Here is a 17,447-nt window from a genome sequence, read left to right on the forward strand (position 1 = left end):
ATACAAGAATATTGTTGTTAAAAACGTAGAAGTTTCGGGCGAGATGCACCGTTATATTCCGGTATTAGCAAAAAATGCTGGTTTTGGAAAAATAGGCGAAAAAGTAGTACAACACCAAGCTAGAAAATACGGTGAAACCAAATTTGGAATGGAACGTTTCATCAACGGTTTTCTCGATTTAATTACGATTTGGTTTTTATCCCGCTTTGGAAAAAGACCGATGCACTTATTTGGTGCAATGGGATCGCTAATGTTCATCATTGGGTTTTTATCAGCAGCTTACATAGGCGTTGCCAAGCTGTACCATATGTACAACAATATGCGTTACAGTTTAGTTACTGACAACCCTTGGTTTTACATTGCCTTAACCACCATGGTTTTAGGAACTCAATTATTTCTAGCTGGATTTTTAGGCGAAATAATCTTGAGAACTAAAAATAATGAAGAGCGTTATAAAATTGCAAAAGAAGTCAACATATAATAGGCCCTAGCCCTGATAGCAGTGAAAATCCTTTTATGGGGATTTTTCTCCCCGTAAAAGATTGAAACGAATAGCAGGATTAGCTCCTTAAAAATATAAAAAACACATAAAATGGATATCAAACAAAACATTTTAGACGCAGTAAATGAATGGCTAACACCGTCGTTCGATGCTGAGACACAAGAAGCCGTTAAAGCTTTAATCGCAGGCTCACCTACTGAATTAGAGGAGAGTTTTTACAAAAATTTAGAGTTTGGAACGGGTGGAATGCGCGGTGTTATGGGCGTAGGAAACAATCGCATCAACAAATATACATTGGGAAAAAGCACACAAGGACTAAGCGATTATTTGCACAGTTCGTTCCCTAACCAACCTTTGAAAGCCGTAATTGCATTCGATTGTCGTCACAACAGTAAGTCACTGGCTAAAGTGGTAGCTGATGTTTTCTCGGCTAATGGAATCCAAGTGTATTTATTCTCTGACTTACGACCTACTCCCCAATTATCATTTGCTGTAAAGCATTTAGGATGCCAATGCGGAATCGTATTAACAGCTTCACACAACCCGCCGGAATACAACGGATACAAAGTGTACTGGCAAGATGGTGGACAAATCGTTCCGCCGGAAGACAAAGGGATTATTGATGTGATTGAAAATTTAAATTACAATCAAATCAAATTTGATGCTAACGAAGATTTAATCAAATACATAGATACGGATATTGATGAAGCATTTATTGCATCTACTATCGAAAATGCTAGTTTTAATACTCCTGCTGCCGCAAAAGAAGATTTGAACATTGTATTCACTTCCTTACATGGAACATCGATTACAATTGTACCAGAGACATTTAAGCGCGCTGGCTACACTCAATTTCAAGTCGTAGAAGAGCAAGCAGTACCAAACGGAGATTTCCCTACGGTAAAATCACCAAATCCAGAAGAACCTGAAGCCTTGACAATGGCACTAGCATTAGCCGAAAAAACAAATGCTGATATTGTAGTTGGAACGGATCCTGATTGTGACCGTCTAGGAATAGCGGTTCGTGACAATAATGGAAAAATGACATTGTTGAACGGAAATCAAACGATGGTTTTGATGACTGCCTTTTTACTAGAACAATGGAAAAAAGCGGGTAAAATTAACGGTACCCAATTCATAGGATCAACGATTGTATCAACTCCTATGATGATGGAATTAGCAACCAATTACGAAGTAGAATGTAAAATAGGCTTGACCGGTTTTAAATGGATTGCAAAAATGATTAAAGATTTCCCTGAGCTAGACTTTATAGGTGGTGGCGAGGAAAGCTTTGGTTATATGATAGGCGATGCCGTGCGTGACAAGGATGCTGTTGCGGCTACATTGCTAGTTTGCGAGATTGCTGCCCAGGCTAAAGCCAATGGAAGCACCGTTTACAAAGAACTAGTTAAGTTGTACGTTGATAATGGTTTTTACAAAGAACATTTGGTTTCGATTACTAAAAAAGGAATGGAAGGCTTACAGCAAATTAGCCAAATGATGATTGACTTACGCGAGAACCCGTTGCAAGAAATTAATGGCCAACGCGTGATTATGGTCGAAGATTACCAATCATCGATCGCTAAAAACTTATTGGACGGATCAGAGTCTGAGATGGCAATCCCGAAGTCGAATGTATTAATTTACTATACGGAAGATGGCTCAAAAATATGTGCTAGACCAAGTGGTACGGAACCAAAGATCAAATTCTATATTAGTGTGAATACGACTCTTGAGGCAGTTGAAGATTTTGTGGAAGTACAAGAAATTCTAGACGAAAAAATAAAAAACATCATTGCTTCAATGCAATTGAATTAAAAGCTGCAAAAACAGTTACTAAATAACAAGACCCGACCGTTTTTATAAAACTGTCGGGTCTTAATACTACTAGACCATGAATAATTTTAAAAGAATATTCTCCTTCCTTGTCCCGTATAAAAAGTACGCCTATTTAAACATCTTTTTTAATGTTTTGTACGCATTCTTTAGTACACTTTCCTTCATGTCATTAATTCCTATGATGCAGGTATTATTTGATCAAACAAAAAGGAATACAGTAGAGCCTGTTTACACTGAAGTTTGGCAGCTAAAAGAGTATGTAGAAAATTATATTAGCTTTTTTATCACCAATGCCACTGACACTTATGGCGTGGGCTATACACTATCTGTAATGGTGGCCTTAATAATTACAATTTTCTTATTGAAGAATGTAAGTGACTATCTAGCCATGTTTTTCATTACCTTTTTACGAAACGGTATCTTAAGAGACATGCGAAATGCGATGTACAAGAAAACATTAGAACTACCTTTAGCTTATTTCTCTGAAAAAAGAAAAGGAGATGTTATTGCACGTATATCCGCTGATGTCAATGAAGTACAAACTTCTTTTTTATCCATACTTGAACTAGTTGTAAAAGAACCTCTAACGATAATCTTTACCATTATTGCGATGCTTACAATTAGTGTAAAACTTACGCTTTTCGTTTTTATATTCATTCCAGTTTCGGGCTACATCATATCATTAATTGGGAAACAACTTAAAAAACAATCTACCAAAGCGCAGGAAGAACAAGGGATCTTTTTATCTACAATCGAGGAAACATTGGGCGGATTGAAAGTGGTAAAAGGATACAATTCTGAAAACTATTTTAACACCTTGTTTCAAGAATCGACCCAACGTTTTTTTAAACTATCTAACAGTATTGGAAACCGTCAAAACCTAGCTTCACCTACTAGCGAATTTATGGGAATCATGGTTATAGCCATTTTATTGTGGTACGGAGGAAGTATGGTTTTAATCGAAAAAACCTTAAACGGAGCTTCGTTTATCGCCTATATGGGATTAGCTTACAATATACTTACACCAGCAAAATCAATATCTAAAGCATCCTATAGCGTAAAAAGAGGAAATGCAGCTGCAGAGCGTGTTTTGGAAATCTTAGACCAACAAAATCCAATCACATCTAAAGTCGATGCTATCAACAAAACCGATTTTGAATCGACCATAAGCATCAAAAACATCAATTTTAAATACGAGGAGGAAAACGTTTTAAAAGATTTTTCATTAGAAGTAAAAAAAGGACAAACCATTGCATTAGTTGGGCAGTCAGGTAGTGGAAAAAGTACTATCGCTAACCTACTAACTCGTTTTTATGATGTACAAGAAGGAACAGTGGCAATAGACGGTCAAAACATAAAAGACCTCAATCTCCAATCCTTGCGTGGTTTGATGGGACTTGTTACCCAAGACAGTATTTTATTTAATGATACTATAAAAGCCAACATTGCATTAGGCAAGCTAGACGCTAGCGACGAGGAAATCATTGCTGCGCTTAAAATTGCTAATGCTTATGAGTTCGTTAAAGATTTACCAAAAGGCATTTATACTAACATTGGTGATAGCGGAAATAAACTTTCAGGCGGGCAAAAACAACGTTTATCGATTGCAAGAGCCGTTTTGAAAAACCCACCAATTATGATTTTAGATGAGGCGACATCAGCCTTAGATACTGAAAGTGAGAAATTCGTACAAGTTGCTTTAGAAAACATGATGCAAAATCGCACTTCAATTGTAATTGCTCATAGACTCTCTACAATTCAAAAAGCAGATGTTATTATTGTAATGCAAAAAGGAACAATTGTAGAAAAAGGAACGCATGAAGAACTAATTGCGCTACAAGGAACCTATAACAAATTAGTTACCATGCAATCGCTGGAGTAAAATTAATACAAGTACAATTGAGCAGTAAAAAATAACAGTTCAGTAGTGTTTTATTTAAAGGTTGAGTGATATGGAATATATTTACTCAACCTTTTTAATTTAATACCAATAACTATGCTTTTCAAAATCATCTTAGGCCTTCACATTCTTTTTGGAACGACAGGACTGCTACTTGGAACCTTTATTTTGATTCGTAAAAAAGGTGATCGTTTACACAAAAATTTAGGCAAGATTTTTACGATCTCCATGATAAGCACCGGTCTATGTGCTTTTTATTTATCCTATGTACACCCTAATTTATTTTTATTCGTAGTAGGTGTTTTCACTATTTATCTATCGGTATCCGGATATCGAATGATACGATTAAAGCAGGTACATCAAGGGCAAAAGCCAACGTTTACTGATACGATTTTAAGTATATCCATGCTGATGGCATCGCTGATCTTTGTTTATATCGGATGTAAATATGCCTTAGCAAAAGAACCTTTTGCAGTTGTATTTTTTCTTTTTGCAGCGCTAAGTATTCGATTGCTCCACACGGAATACAGAACATATACCGGAAAAGTAACCGATCCAATGTATGGACTAAAAAATCATATCGGCAGAATGACCGGAGCATATATCGCCGCTCTTACTGCTTTTTTAGTGGTAAACAACACTTTTTTACCACCCATACTTGCTTGGAGCTTGCCCGGTTTAATAGGGGGTATATTTATTAGTAGGAGGATACGAAAAGTACAAAAAAAGTAAAAAGAATCATCTAAACTATTTGATTCAGTCCACTGTAATGAGAAAATTGGCTTACGATATCCCTACAAGAAAAAGGAAATTAAAAATTATCTTTGCAAAAAGAAGTGCTAGAAACTCAATTATTGATTTGAATTAAGGAACTTTACGGCACATTTTTTCTCAAAATATAAAAGTAATCCTAACTTGTTATGTACGTAAATAATACAAATATCAAACTACCAACTGATCCAGATACCATAATTTGGAAATACTTGGACCTATCTAAGTTTTTAGATTTATTGATGTCTAAAAAATTATTTATGTCAAGGTCTGATAAATTTGAAGATCAATACGAAGGCACTTTTAGCGAGCCCACATTTGAAGAAATAAAAAAGCTATCAGCAGATAATCCTGACTTTCTGAAATACTATAAAACACACCGCGAAAAAGTCGCTATTAGCAGCTGGCATATCAACGAATACGAATCATTTGCCATGTGGCAAATATTTACGCAAAACAGTGAAGGATTAGCCATTCAATCTACTATCGGACGATTGCAGCAAGCGGTAGCACCCGAAGTTAATTACAAGCAATATATCGGAGAGGTTAATTATATAGACTATAAAAAAGAATACATTCCGTTTGATGATATGTTTTTTCCTTTCTTATTCAAACGAAAAAGTTTTCAATATGAGCGTGAAGTAAGAATCATCACAGATGTAGCAGATAGTAAAATCACTTTAAACGATGGTTTAAAAATAAATGTAGACATTAATCAATTGATTGAACGCATTTACATTCATCCCAAATCAGAGAATTGGTATAAAAACTTGGTAATTCAGCTCGTGGAGCAATTAGGATTTGATTTTACAATCGATAAGTCAGATCTAGAAAGTGATATCCTAATTTAAGAAATAAGAGTAAGTGGTAAAAAAGATAGCCACCTAGGAAATCATTATCAGGTTAATTCCTAAATGGGTTCGTAATTAGATACCTTCCAGTCACTAGCAGCAAGGTTAACATAGTTGTAATGTACTACGTCATTTTTATCAAATTGTCCGTTTTTATTGGTGTCTTCTACTGTTCTAAAATACAAACGCCCTTTAGAGTCGATTAAATTCCAATCGATTAATTCTTGGTAATCAGCCGATATTTTCATGAAGTTTTTTCCACTAATATCACTCAGGTACAATGATTTGATATCACTCGTGTCCAATTTTCCGTCTCTATTCGTATCTACATCGTACATGGTGTATACCATAATTTGTCTTTTTATTCGATCAGAAACTGTAGCAAGATAAGTGGCCGTTAAAATCAAAGCCGGTTTATCGGTTAACGCATGGATCGAATCAGAGTCTGTTTTTTGAAATTTTAAATTTTGCAAATAACCTGTTATTTCATTTTCACCATAATTCGAAATCGTGAAACTCAAATCAATAACACTAGAGGAACCGTATCTTGATTTTGACCCTTTTTCATAAACGCGTAGATCGCCTACAGGATGAATTAAATAATCCGTTCCCTTCATTTGAATAGGCAAATCAGAAATTGCGACTTGCGTAGAATCAATTTTGGAAAGCGACTTCGCTTTATTGGCTGCATCATAAATTACTTTAGGCTTTTCTACTTCCTCCTTGCAACTTACTAATAGTAAAACTGCAGTACTCAATATGGCTATATGTAATTTCTTCATGGCAACTAATATTTAAATAATTTCAAATGTAATCAATTTTAAAAACGATTTCTTTTTTTTGGATTAATTTATGACCCAAATTAGTCACTCCAACTAAAAAAAGCAACTTTATTTTTACAGTCTCGCATTTAACTTGATGTTAAACACGCGACGGGTCATATAATTGGGAATCGCATATTCATTTTTAGAATACACATCACGAACCCAGGTGTTGGTAATGGCATTCTGGTTGTTAAAAAGATTGAAAATTTCTAATCCTATGGCTAGCTCTTTGCAGTTACCCAACCATCCTTTCTTGTTGAGACCAGTAGTATTATCAATTAACACCTTCGAAAAACCAACATCTACTCTACGGTAGTCATTCAACCTATTTTGGTACAAATAAGGATTGGCATAGGCAGGCGAACCACCTGGAACACCTGTATTGTAAACCAAATTCAAATAGACTTTCATCGAAGGAATATTAGGCATGTAATCTTGAAACAAAATTCCAAATTTCAATCGTTGATCTGTTGGTCGGGCGATGTAACCTTGGTCAGCACTATTTTCTTCTGTCTTTAAATATCCAAAACTAAACCATGATTCTGTACCCGGTACAAATTCTCCGTTAAGACGTAAATCCAAACCTTGAGCGTAAGCCTTGGCTACATTAGAAGCAGCATATCGAATTCTGACATTATCAATTGTATAGGTATTGACGTCCGTAAGTGATTTGTAATACAACTCAGAAACCAATTTAAATGGGCGGTCCCAAATTTTAAAACTATAATCATTCCCTAGTACAAAGTGTATGGATTGTTGTGCTTTCACATTAGGTTTCACTTGACCAGTGGCATCCCGTAATTCGCGATAAAAAGGAGGCTGATGGTATAGTCCTCCTGAAACCCTAAAAACCATATCCGCTTCCCAATCGGGTTTTACTGCTATTTGTGCTCTCGAACTAATTGTAAATTGCGATTTGCCCACGATTGAACCACCTGACACTTCCCAATTATGAACTCGAACACCTGCATTGTACCACACCTCTGCAGCTCCTAGCTTGTCGCGTCGGCTCCACTGTGCGTAGCCTGAAAATCGATTGATTGTATTGAAATTTTTAGCTCGTACTGATTGATAAGGCACTAACGGACCTTCGTAAATAGTATACGGCTCGTCTTTTTTAGGCAAATCTATACGTGGAGGATTGATAGAGAATCCAGCAGAGTCAATCACCTCATATTCGATTAATCGATCTCTTATGGACTCACGCGTATATTTAACGCCCCATTCGATGGCATTTTTCTTCCAATCTAAAAATCCTTTTACTTCTGAATTAACAATCAAAGCATCTAAATCGTTTCGAGCATGATTGAATTGAGAGCCAATACCTTTTGTAAAAGAAACATCGCCATAGGTTTGTGATCCAATCGTGACGTCAACATCTCCCAAACGATATTGCGCCAATATATCAAAATACTCTCGCTCCAAGGTGTGAAAAACGGATCCAATAAATTTCAATGTAAAAATATCCGATACTTTAAAAGTCGTTTTTAAGGCTCCAAAATAGGTATTGTACTTGTCTTTTTCCTGTCCTTCGTAAAAAACAGATAGAGCCATTGGTTTATCTATTGTACCAAATTTCGTTACACGAGTCAATGGCGCATAATCATATTTATTTTGTGAAATATTTCCTAAAAAGCTCCATTGCCATTTTGCCGATGCTTGATAATTTATATTGGTTTGTACATCGACAAAAGAAGGTGTAAAATTAGTCTGTGTATCTTGACTATTTACCAAGAGACTATTATTTCTATATCGAACACCCGTAATCGCTGACCACTTTTTATTTTTGGAAACAGCATCCATGGATAGGCTTCCGCCGAGAAAACTTGCTTCAAAAGTAGCGCCAAATTGAGTTGGGTTGCGATAGGTAATATCCAAAACAGAAGATAACTTATCACCAAACTTAGCCTGAAAACCACCCGCAGAAAAATCTACGTTCTGAACTAAATCAGTATTTGTAAAACTAAGCCCTTCTTGTTGACCCGAACGAATTAAGAAAGGACGGTAAATTTCGATTTCGTTCACATAGACTAAATTCTCATCGTAATTACCACCACGCACAGCGTACTGCGTACTCAACTCATTATTAGCATTAACTCCAGCAAAGGTTCTTAAGATATTTTCAACTCCTGCATTGGCTCCAGGAATTTTTCTAATCAATACAGGATCTATTGTGATCAATCCTTGCACTTGTTTTTTATTATTGGAAGTAACAATAATTTCTCCCATTTGCTCCGCCTGTTCATTCATAACTAAATTAAACTCATAGTCTTCATTTGCTTTGAGCAAAACGCTAACTGTAGCTTTTTTTAGAGAAACATGGGTAAAAACAACAAGCGCTTTTTGGTTAGACGGGATAGAGATACTGTAAAAACCGTTTTCGTTAGTGGTCACGTTCATTAAGTTACAAGACACGTTGACGGCGCGCACAGGACGGTTGTTACTATCTAAAACAACTCCCTTAACTCGCGCAGTTTGAGCAACGGAAACCACACTAAGTAGCATAAAGATCAATACAAAAAAATTCTTTTTAAGGCTCAAGCTATATCTCAATTATATTTATTTTTGGCTTCGGAAAAAATGCGTTTCAAAGGTAGTTGAATTCCCTACATTATCCGTTACAATTATTTTTAAATCATTAGCTCCTTCAGCAACAATACCATCGCTAAAGTTGTGCGTGATTTTTTTTGTTTTACTATCATGTTCAAACAAAATCCATTTTCCGTTTAAATAGCCATTGTAGCTTTTTATACCGGACCCAGAATCACTTATTGTAAGTTGAAGTGTTTTTTGGGAACTAATCCATTTGTTTTCAATTGAATTAGAAATGGTCACAGACGGCGCTACTGTATCTGAGGTCAACGTATATTTCCCTAACGATCGTGTTCTTGTCGAAAAAACATTTCCTTTGATTGTGGTCGCATTGTAACCTTTTCTGCCAGACTTATCAATATCAGCAATGTACATTTTTTCTTTTTGCGCAGCTGTATATTTATCATCTTCAATAGTTACCGTAAAATAACTATGTACAGGAACGGTATCATCGTGCAAAAATAAAGTATCTCCTTTGACATCAAAATTCATTTCAAAATTCTCATAAAAAGTTCCTGCTGGAAAAAAAACCGACATGTTATTTTTACTAAAAATATTGTCCTTATTTACTTTGACAAAATAGTTAGATTCCACAACTTCCTTAGCCACAACCGGCGTAGTTAAATCAAAACTTATAGGAACAGAAACGGTTGTTTTATTACCGTAAAAATCAGAAACTTCAATTCGATAAACCGAAGACAAATTAGGTACTACATTGATAACGCCGTTGGATTCATCAGTTTTAAGAATACTCAACTTATAAGGGTTAGTCATAAATAACTTCTGGACTCTTTGGTACGTCTTTCTGTAGGTCGGATAATCTACCAAGGCATTTATATAGCGCATATCATCGAATGAATAGGTATCAAACTGATATCCAAAATTGAGCTTACCGTTCAAAAAGGCCTGTACTTTATAAACACCATTTTTATTAAAGGACACATTATCGTAATCTACTGCCGTAACACCAAAACCAATTTGACCATTCGCAGCCACTTTATTGGCTAAGTACGAACCATCTTTTTGCAAAACCAGACTTAATAACAAGGGACGCTTGGACTTATTAACTACTGTATTGTTACCCAATGGATAGACATAAATAGCCGAAACTGTGGGTTTTTTAGTGTCGGTCATGTTTTTGTCATAACCAAATAGCATAGGGTTAATGATTTTTTCGGTTTTGCTATCACGAAACTCAAAATGCAAGTGCGGCCCTTCTGAAGAACCTGTATTTCCTGAAAGTCCAATAATTTCACCCTTTTTCACCACTAAATCAGTTGCTTTAGGAAATAGCTCGATTTCAAAAGACTGCTCCTTATACTGTGCTTTTTTGATATAATCATCAATTGAGCCTTGGGCATTTTGCAAATGACAATAAACAGAGGTATACCCATTTGGATGCGTTATGTATATGGCTTTTCCGTTTCCGAAAGTAGAAATCTTAATTCTTGAAACATAACCATCAGCAACGGCATACACTTTCAAACCTTCACGCTGCAAAGTCTTAAAATCAAATCCTGCATGAAAATGATTAGGCCTCAGTTCCCCAAAATTACCAGATAACTGCATAGGCACGTCCAATGGAAAACCAAAGTAGTCTTGCGGGTATTGGGTTTGAGCAACTGAAAAACAAGCATAAAGCAGAAAAAAAGATAAAAATTTCATCACATACATTTTCGCTAAGGTAAAAAAACTAATCCATACTAATTTACAAAAACAAGCAGAATTCCTAATGCATTACGGTACAACTAATTGCTGATTTTAAAATAAAAAAACGAATAAAATATTGTAATAATAAAAACTAATACTAAATTTGTAATATTAAGTAATGAATTAGGAAGAATAATGAGTGTAATTGCAGAAATAATTGATACTCTTGAAAATAAAGTTGTAAAACTTATTCTGAAAATAAAAAATTTAGAACAAAACAATCAAGGATTAAAAATCGAATTAACTAAATCTGCACAAGTCATACAAGCTCAAACAAATGAGATTGAGGCGTTAAAAGCGCAATATGAGACACTTAAAATTGCTAGTTCGCTACTAGGCAGTGAAGAAAACAAAAGAGATACAAAGCTTAAAATAAATTCATTAATTCGGGAAATTGATTACTGTATTGCACAGTTATCAGATTAGTATAGACATGGACGAAAAGCTTAAAATTAAAATATCAATTGCAGACCGAGTATACCCATTAACGGTAGAACTCAATCAAGAAGAAGGCTTACGAAGCGCTTCGAAAAAAATTGATGTGATGATGAAGCAATTTGAAGAAAATTATGCTGTTCGCGACAAACAAGATGTTCTAGCCATGTGCGCGTTGCAATTTGCATCACAATCAGAGCAAAAACAAATTGATAATGCAATTAACGGAGATGAAACCATTGAAAGAATTAAAAAAATCAATGCACTCCTTGACCAATATCTTGACAATTAAACGTTCTTAACAGAAACTAAGATACTGCCTACATTAGTTCACAATTGGTAAACTCAACACTAACAAATTAGAATGAGCGAATCATCGTTACTATAGCAAGCCAATTCAGTTTGGAAGCTTGAACAACGAGTTAGCTCAAAACTTGTCTTTTCGAGTTTATTCAAGCAATTAATGTAGGCTTTTTTATTTATAAATTTTAACAAACATGGACATATTAACGATCGTTATTTCAGCAATAATAGGTATTGCAGCGGGCTTTGGAATCGCAAAAATCATAGAAAAAAGTAATATCTCAAACTTAATTAAAAATGCTAAAAAAGAGGCTGCATCTATCCTAAAGGATGCCAATTTAGAAGCAGAAAATATAAAAAAGGATAAAATTCTTCAAGCCAAAGAAAAGTTTATTGAATTAAAATCAGAGCATGAGCAGGTGATTCTTGCTAGAGATAAAAAAGTAGCAGAAGTTGAAAAAAGAATAAGAGATAAGGAATCACAGATTTCCAACGAACTATCAAAAGCGAAGAAAGTCAATGACGATTTCGAAAGTAAATCGGCGGAGTTCACAGCTAAGATTGAAAACTTAGATAAAAAACAGGCTGAAGTTGAAAAAATGCACAAAAGTCAACTGCAGCAATTAGAAGTGATTTCAGGCTTATCTGCTGAAGACGCGAAAGAACAATTAGTAGAAGGACTAAAAGCAGAAGCGAAGTCTAAAGCCATGTCTCATATTCAAGATACAATTGAAGAGGCTAAGTTAACAGCACAACAAGAGGCTAAAAAAATCATCATTAATACAATCCAAAGAGTAGGTACAGAAGAAGCAGTAGAAAACTGTGTATCGGTATTTAACATTGAATCAGATGATGTAAAAGGTAGAATCATTGGTCGTGAAGGTAGAAATATTAGAGCTCTAGAGGCCGCAACAGGAGTTGAAATCATTGTTGACGATACACCAGAAGCGATTATCTTATCTTGTTTTGACCCAGTTCGTAGAGAAATTGCTCGTTTAGCTTTACATAAATTAGTAACAGACGGACGTATTCACCCTGCACGAATTGAAGAAGTAGTTGCTAAAACTGCCAAACAAATTGATGATGAAATTATTGAAGTAGGTAAACGTACCGTTATTGACTTAGGAATTCATGGTTTACACCCAGAGTTAATCAAAGTGGTAGGACGTATGAAGTACCGTTCATCTTATGGACAAAATTTATTACAACACTCCCGTGAAGTATCTAAACTATGTGGTATCATGGCGGCGGAACTTGGCTTGAACGTTAAATTAGCGAAAAGAGCAGGATTACTTCACGATATTGGAAAAGTACCAGATGCCGAAAGTGACTTACCACACGCACTTTTAGGTATGCAATGGGCTGAGAAATACGGTGAAAAAGAAGAAGTATGTAACGCAATTGGAGCACACCACGACGAGATTGAAATGAAATCATTACTATCTCCAATCATTCAGGTTTGTGATGCAATCTCAGGAGCAAGACCAGGAGCAAGAAGACAAGTATTGGATTCTTACATACAGCGTTTGAAAGACCTTGAAGAAGTAGCTTACGGATTTACAGGAGTAAAAAATGCCTATGCTATTAAAGCAGGTAGAGAATTACGTGTTATTGTAGAGAGTGAAAAAGTATCTGATGATAACGCTTCTACTTTATCATTTGAAATCTCTCAAAAAATACAAACGGAGATGACATATCCAGGTCAAGTGAAAGTAACCGTTATTAGAGAAACGAGAGCGGTTAATATCGCTAAGTAATCTTTGGATAATCCTTTACAAGTATAGGGAATCAAAAAAGACCGATTGAATTTAAATTCAATCGGTCTTTTTATTTATACAACTATCCCAGCTAAAATAGCTAAGGTTGAACGATGACAACTATTTAGTACTATTAACTCTTTCTAGGATGAAAATTATTGATTACCTCTGATAAATACTTTCTGTCGAGATGTAAATAGATCTCTGTTGTAGTTATAGATTCATGACCTAACATTAGTTGTATTGAACGTAGGTCAGCTCCATTTTCTAAAAGATGCGTTGCAAAGGAATGCCGAAATGTATGTGGACTGATTGTTTTATTCAAGTTGACTTTTACCGAAAGATCCTTGATGATCGTAAAAATCATAGCACGCGTCAACTGCCCTCCTCTTCTATTCAAAAATAAAGTATCTCCATATTCCTTTTTTATAGGCCTATGAATCCTAATGGTATCCTTATAGAGCAATATGTATTTTTGCGCTAAACCACCAATTGGCACAAAACGTTGCTTGTTCCCTTTTCCTGTAATTTTAATAAAACCTTCGACAAAAAATAAATCTGAAATTTTCAAAGCGACCAATTCTGAAACTCGTAGCCCACAGCCATAGAGCGTTTCGAGCATTGCGCGATTACGTTCTCCTTCATTAGAACTTAAATCTATTGCTGCGATTAACGCATCTATTTCCTCGATTGCTAAAGTGTCCGGTAACTTTCTCCCTGTTTTAGGTGATTCAATTAATTCGAGTGGATTATCATCCCGATAATCCTCAAAAATGAGATAACCAAAAAAGCTTTTTAGTCCTGAAATAATTCGAGCTTGCGAACGGGGATTTACTTCGCTTGAGACGGAATATATGAACTGTTGCAAAGTGGTTTCATCAATTTTTATTGGAGAAATCGAGATTCCATTTTGCTCAAGATACAGACATAGTCGTTCAATATCAAAAGAATAATTTTCTATGGTATTCTTCGATAGTCCACGCTCTATCCTCAAATAGGATTGATAACTTTTTATGTAGGAACTCCAACTCATATTGCAAAGTAAACCATTTTTAAGCATAAAAAAACCCCTTCTAGAAAGAAGAGGTTTGAATTTTAAAAGGAATGGATTTTATTTCCCCCATTTACCACCACCAACGTAGAAACCTAAATGAATTCCTAAGTAAGAGTTAGCTACTTTTCCTTTATTATTTCCGTTGATATCTTGCAAAGTAGATTCAGGAACAAGGTTATATTCTAAACCCATTCTGAATTTACCCCACTCAAAACCACCTCTTACAAGTCCACCAAATTTTCCGGTAGCATCGATATTATCAGTGTTTGAACCATTATTGTCATCAAACTCTAAATTTGCTATTGAATAATAACCTGCACCACCTCCAACATAAGGAACGAAAGACGATCCGCTATTATTGAAATAGTAGTCATAAGTACCTACGTACGATCCGTTAGCTGAAATTTTAGCGGTTGTATTGTTGTTATTGGTATTGATATCACGAGCCATTGCTGCTGCACCAATACGTAAACCAACGTTCATATTGTCTTTGATGTTGTATTTTGGTTCAATTGAAAACAATACACCTCCACCACCATTAGATGGTACTGTATATCCTAAATCTAAACCTACTCTAAAACCACCCTCTTTTTGAGCGTAACCATTAGCTAAAGCAAATACAGCAATTGCTGTAAAAATTAATTTTTTCATGTTTTGTTTATTTTTGTGCGAATATAAATAATAACCTATAAAATCAAAAAAAATCAACATGGTTTATCATAAAAATAATACAAATAAAATCTAAATAAACATAATCACGAAACTCATAATCAATCAATTATAGACAAATGCCTCACTAAATTTGGTGATATTATAAAAAAAGTACTTTTATCAAAAAAAGACAGTTTATTCTTATATATATCATCGGTTAACTAAAAAAACAATTCACCTTTTTGTCAACATAATTATAGAACTAGTTGCAAAACAAAAATTTTGCAATAAAATCTAATAATTTTATAATAAAATTCACTCTAAAGAGTTTTACCTTGCACTACATTAACCTACACAATATAATGATCATGAAAAAAGTAATCTTATTAGCGCTAGCATTAATTGCACTATCTCCAAACGTCGAAGCACAATCAGTACGACTAGGAATCAAAGGGGGTATTAATTACGCCAACCAAAACGGAACAAATATCACTGTTAACTCTAGTAATTACGACTCTGAAGCGATTACTAGTTACCACGCTGGTTTAGTTGCAGAGGTAAAATTGACACAAGGGTTTGCGATACAGCCAGAACTTTTGTACTCTACTCAAGGAGCAAATTACAAAGATGGAGTAAATGAATTTAAAAATGAATTAGGCTATTTATCGATTCCTGTTTTGGCTAAAATCTACCTCAGCAAAAGTATTAGTTTGGACTTAGGACCACAGGCATCATTTCTTTTGAGCGAAAGAAACAATGTGAACTTTAAGGATCCAGAGACATTTGAATTTGCAGCCGTTGGAGGTTTAGGTTTGAACGTTACTAAAAATCTTTTTATTCAAGCACGATACGGTTTGGGTTTAACAGAAGCTTCTCGCAATGCTGATGTGAAAAATTCAACCTTTCAAGTTTCGGCTGGAATTATGTTCTAAAAAACAAAAAACAATCTGCAAAAACCGCTTCATTATTGAAGCGGTTTTTTTATTTTTACCAAAACGATACGTATGAAAATTTGCATCATTAACGGACCCAACCTGAATTTGTTAGGAAAAAGAGAACCAGAAATTTACGGGAGTCTCACTTTTGAGGAATACTTTACGACTTTACAGGTCATGCATCCTACGGTAACATTTTCATATTTTCAAAGTAATATTGAAGGAGAATTAATTGATAAGATACAAGAAGTTGGTTTTTCGTACGATGGCATCATATTAAATGCTGGCGCTTATACGCATACCTCCATAGGAATTGGAGACGCAGTAAAAGCAATTACTACTCCAGTCGTAGAAGTCCATATTTCCAATACATTTTCTCGAGAAAGCTTTAGACATCAATCCTATATTTCAGGCAATGCCAAAGGTGTTATTTTAGGATTTGGCATGAAAAGCTACGAATTGGCAATTGCCTCATTTTTGTAGCAAACCATTAGACCTTTACACATTAATTATAAGTAAAGCACTTTGAACCTATACGTCTTTACTACTCGTCATCTGGTTCTATGTGGATTAAGATAAGTCCTAGTTGCGGTATATTAATTTGCAAAGCATCTTTCAATACATGTGCTAGCTGATGCCCCTGTTTGACTGTGATAGTAGCACTTACAATAGCGTGTAAATCTACATGATACTTCATTCCTGATTTCCGAATAAAACATTTTTCAGTATCAATAATTCCATCAACTGTTAAAGACACCCTTCTTATGGAGACAATTAAATCATCATAAAGATGCTCATCCATTATTTCCCCTAAAGCAGGTCTAAATATCCTATAACTGTTATAACAAATGAATACTGCTGCAAAAAGTGCCGCCCAATCATCAGCTGACTCATAACCCTTACCCATAATCAACGCAATTGCTATTCCAATGAAGGCAGCAACTGAGGTTATAGCATCGGATCGATGATGCCAAGCATCTGCTTTTAAGGAAGAACTATTGGTCTCGATACTTTTTTTCATAACCAATCGAAACGAATATTCTTTCCATAAAATTATGATTGCCAATACATACAAAGTCCAAGATTTTGGCAAATCATGCGGTCTTTGAATATTAACGATACTTTCATAAGCAATAATTGTGGCAGAAGTAATTAAAAAACCAACTACCAAAAATGTTATCAAAGGCTCTGCCCTACCATGACCGTAAGGATGATTCTCGTCTGCTGGTTTATTGGAATATTTAATTCCGAATAAAACTAGTAACGAAGCAAAAATATCTGTGGTAGATTCTATTGCATCAGCAATTAGGGCATATGAATTGC

Annotated in this window: 15 protein-coding genes, 1 other RNA gene and 1 pseudogene; 11 read left to right on the forward strand and 6 right to left on the reverse strand. The window is 35.1% G+C overall.

The window, feature by feature from the left end; translation table 11 throughout:
- The 5 genes and pseudogenes from P8M54_RS09160 to P8M54_RS09180 all read left to right on the forward strand — a co-directional run.
- Window positions 1-481 (forward strand): annotated as a pseudogene (locus tag P8M54_RS09160) (glycosyltransferase); the annotation flags it as partial.
- 111 nt (window positions 482-592) lie between these two features.
- A complete protein-coding gene (locus P8M54_RS09165; protein ID WP_300287478.1) occupies window positions 593-2,320 on the forward strand; it encodes a phospho-sugar mutase in 1,728 nt (575 codons plus the stop codon).
- Between the two features lie 76 nt (window positions 2,321-2,396).
- Entirely contained in the window at window positions 2,397-4,223 is a 1,827-nt protein-coding gene (locus P8M54_RS09170) for an ABC transporter ATP-binding protein (protein ID WP_300287480.1), read from the forward strand.
- A gap of 114 nt (window positions 4,224-4,337) precedes the next feature.
- Window positions 4,338-4,973 carry a DUF2306 domain-containing protein gene (locus tag P8M54_RS09175; protein WP_300287483.1) on the forward strand — a complete coding sequence of 212 codons (636 nt, stop codon included), beginning with the start codon at window positions 4,338-4,340 and terminating at the stop codon, window positions 4,971-4,973.
- A 188-nt stretch (window positions 4,974-5,161) separates the two neighbouring features.
- Window positions 5,162-5,863, forward strand: coding sequence for a hypothetical protein (locus tag P8M54_RS09180; RefSeq protein ID WP_300287485.1), 702 nt, complete (start codon window positions 5,162-5,164; stop codon window positions 5,861-5,863).
- Between the two features lie 59 nt (window positions 5,864-5,922).
- Here P8M54_RS09180 and P8M54_RS09185 read toward each other — a convergent pair whose 3' ends face one another.
- The 3 genes from P8M54_RS09185 to P8M54_RS09195 all read right to left on the reverse strand — a co-directional run bounded on the left by P8M54_RS09185 (window position 5,923) and on the right by P8M54_RS09195 (window position 10,944).
- Entirely contained in the window at window positions 5,923-6,645 is a 723-nt protein-coding gene (locus P8M54_RS09185) for a hypothetical protein (protein WP_300287487.1), read from the reverse strand.
- A gap of 114 nt (window positions 6,646-6,759) precedes the next feature.
- Window positions 6,760-9,192 carry a carboxypeptidase-like regulatory domain-containing protein gene (locus P8M54_RS09190; RefSeq protein WP_300287489.1) on the reverse strand — a complete coding sequence of 811 codons (2,433 nt, stop codon included), beginning with the start codon at window positions 9,190-9,192 and terminating at the stop codon, window positions 6,760-6,762.
- Between the two features lie 54 nt (window positions 9,193-9,246).
- The gene (locus P8M54_RS09195) at window positions 9,247-10,944 is read right to left on the reverse strand and encodes a M23 family metallopeptidase (protein ID WP_300287491.1); all 1,698 of its coding nucleotides are present in this window, start codon (window positions 10,942-10,944) and stop codon (window positions 9,247-9,249) included.
- 180 nt (window positions 10,945-11,124) lie between these two features.
- On the opposite strand from P8M54_RS09195, the gene P8M54_RS09200 reads away from it, so the two are divergent.
- The 4 genes from P8M54_RS09200 (at window position 11,125) to rny (ending at window position 13,484) form a co-directional block, all read left to right on the forward strand.
- The gene (locus P8M54_RS09200; RefSeq protein ID WP_300287493.1) at window positions 11,125-11,415 is read left to right on the forward strand and encodes a hypothetical protein; all 291 of its coding nucleotides are present in this window, start codon (window positions 11,125-11,127) and stop codon (window positions 11,413-11,415) included.
- Between the two features lie 7 nt (window positions 11,416-11,422).
- A complete protein-coding gene (locus P8M54_RS09205) occupies window positions 11,423-11,716 on the forward strand; it encodes a cell division protein ZapA (protein WP_300287495.1) in 294 nt (97 codons plus the stop codon).
- A gap of 51 nt (window positions 11,717-11,767) precedes the next feature.
- Window positions 11,768-11,874, forward strand: a non-coding RNA gene (ssrS, locus tag P8M54_RS09210) — 6S RNA.
- A gap of 47 nt (window positions 11,875-11,921) precedes the next feature.
- Window positions 11,922-13,484, forward strand: a complete 1,563-nt coding sequence (gene rny / locus P8M54_RS09215; RefSeq protein WP_300287498.1) for a ribonuclease Y — start codon at window positions 11,922-11,924, stop codon at window positions 13,482-13,484.
- Window positions 13,485-13,617: 133 nt separating this feature from the next.
- Here the strand turns inward: rny and P8M54_RS09220 are convergent, their stop codons facing one another.
- Both P8M54_RS09220 and P8M54_RS09225 read right to left on the reverse strand, forming a co-directional pair.
- Window positions 13,618-14,517, reverse strand: coding sequence for a site-specific tyrosine recombinase (locus tag P8M54_RS09220; protein ID WP_300287500.1), 900 nt, complete (start codon window positions 14,515-14,517; stop codon window positions 13,618-13,620).
- A gap of 78 nt (window positions 14,518-14,595) precedes the next feature.
- Window positions 14,596-15,189, reverse strand: coding sequence for an outer membrane beta-barrel protein (locus tag P8M54_RS09225; RefSeq protein WP_300287502.1), 594 nt, complete (start codon window positions 15,187-15,189; stop codon window positions 14,596-14,598).
- A gap of 368 nt (window positions 15,190-15,557) precedes the next feature.
- On the opposite strand from P8M54_RS09225, the gene P8M54_RS09230 reads away from it, so the two are divergent.
- Window positions 15,558-16,121, forward strand: a complete 564-nt coding sequence (locus P8M54_RS09230; protein WP_300287504.1) for a porin family protein — start codon at window positions 15,558-15,560, stop codon at window positions 16,119-16,121.
- A gap of 72 nt (window positions 16,122-16,193) precedes the next feature.
- Window positions 16,194-16,607 (forward strand): type II 3-dehydroquinate dehydratase, encoded by a 414-nt coding sequence (gene aroQ / locus P8M54_RS09235; protein ID WP_300287506.1) that lies wholly within the window; start codon window positions 16,194-16,196, stop codon window positions 16,605-16,607.
- Window positions 16,608-16,668: 61 nt separating this feature from the next.
- On the opposite strand, the gene P8M54_RS09240 is transcribed toward aroQ, so the two are convergent.
- A partial coding sequence (locus tag P8M54_RS09240; RefSeq protein WP_300287509.1) for a cation diffusion facilitator family transporter occupies window positions 16,669-17,447 on the reverse strand: 779 nt, incomplete at its 5' end.

It is taken from the genome of Flavobacterium sp., assembly GCF_029242675.1.
GTDB lineage: Bacteria > Bacteroidota > Bacteroidia > Flavobacteriales > Flavobacteriaceae > Flavobacterium.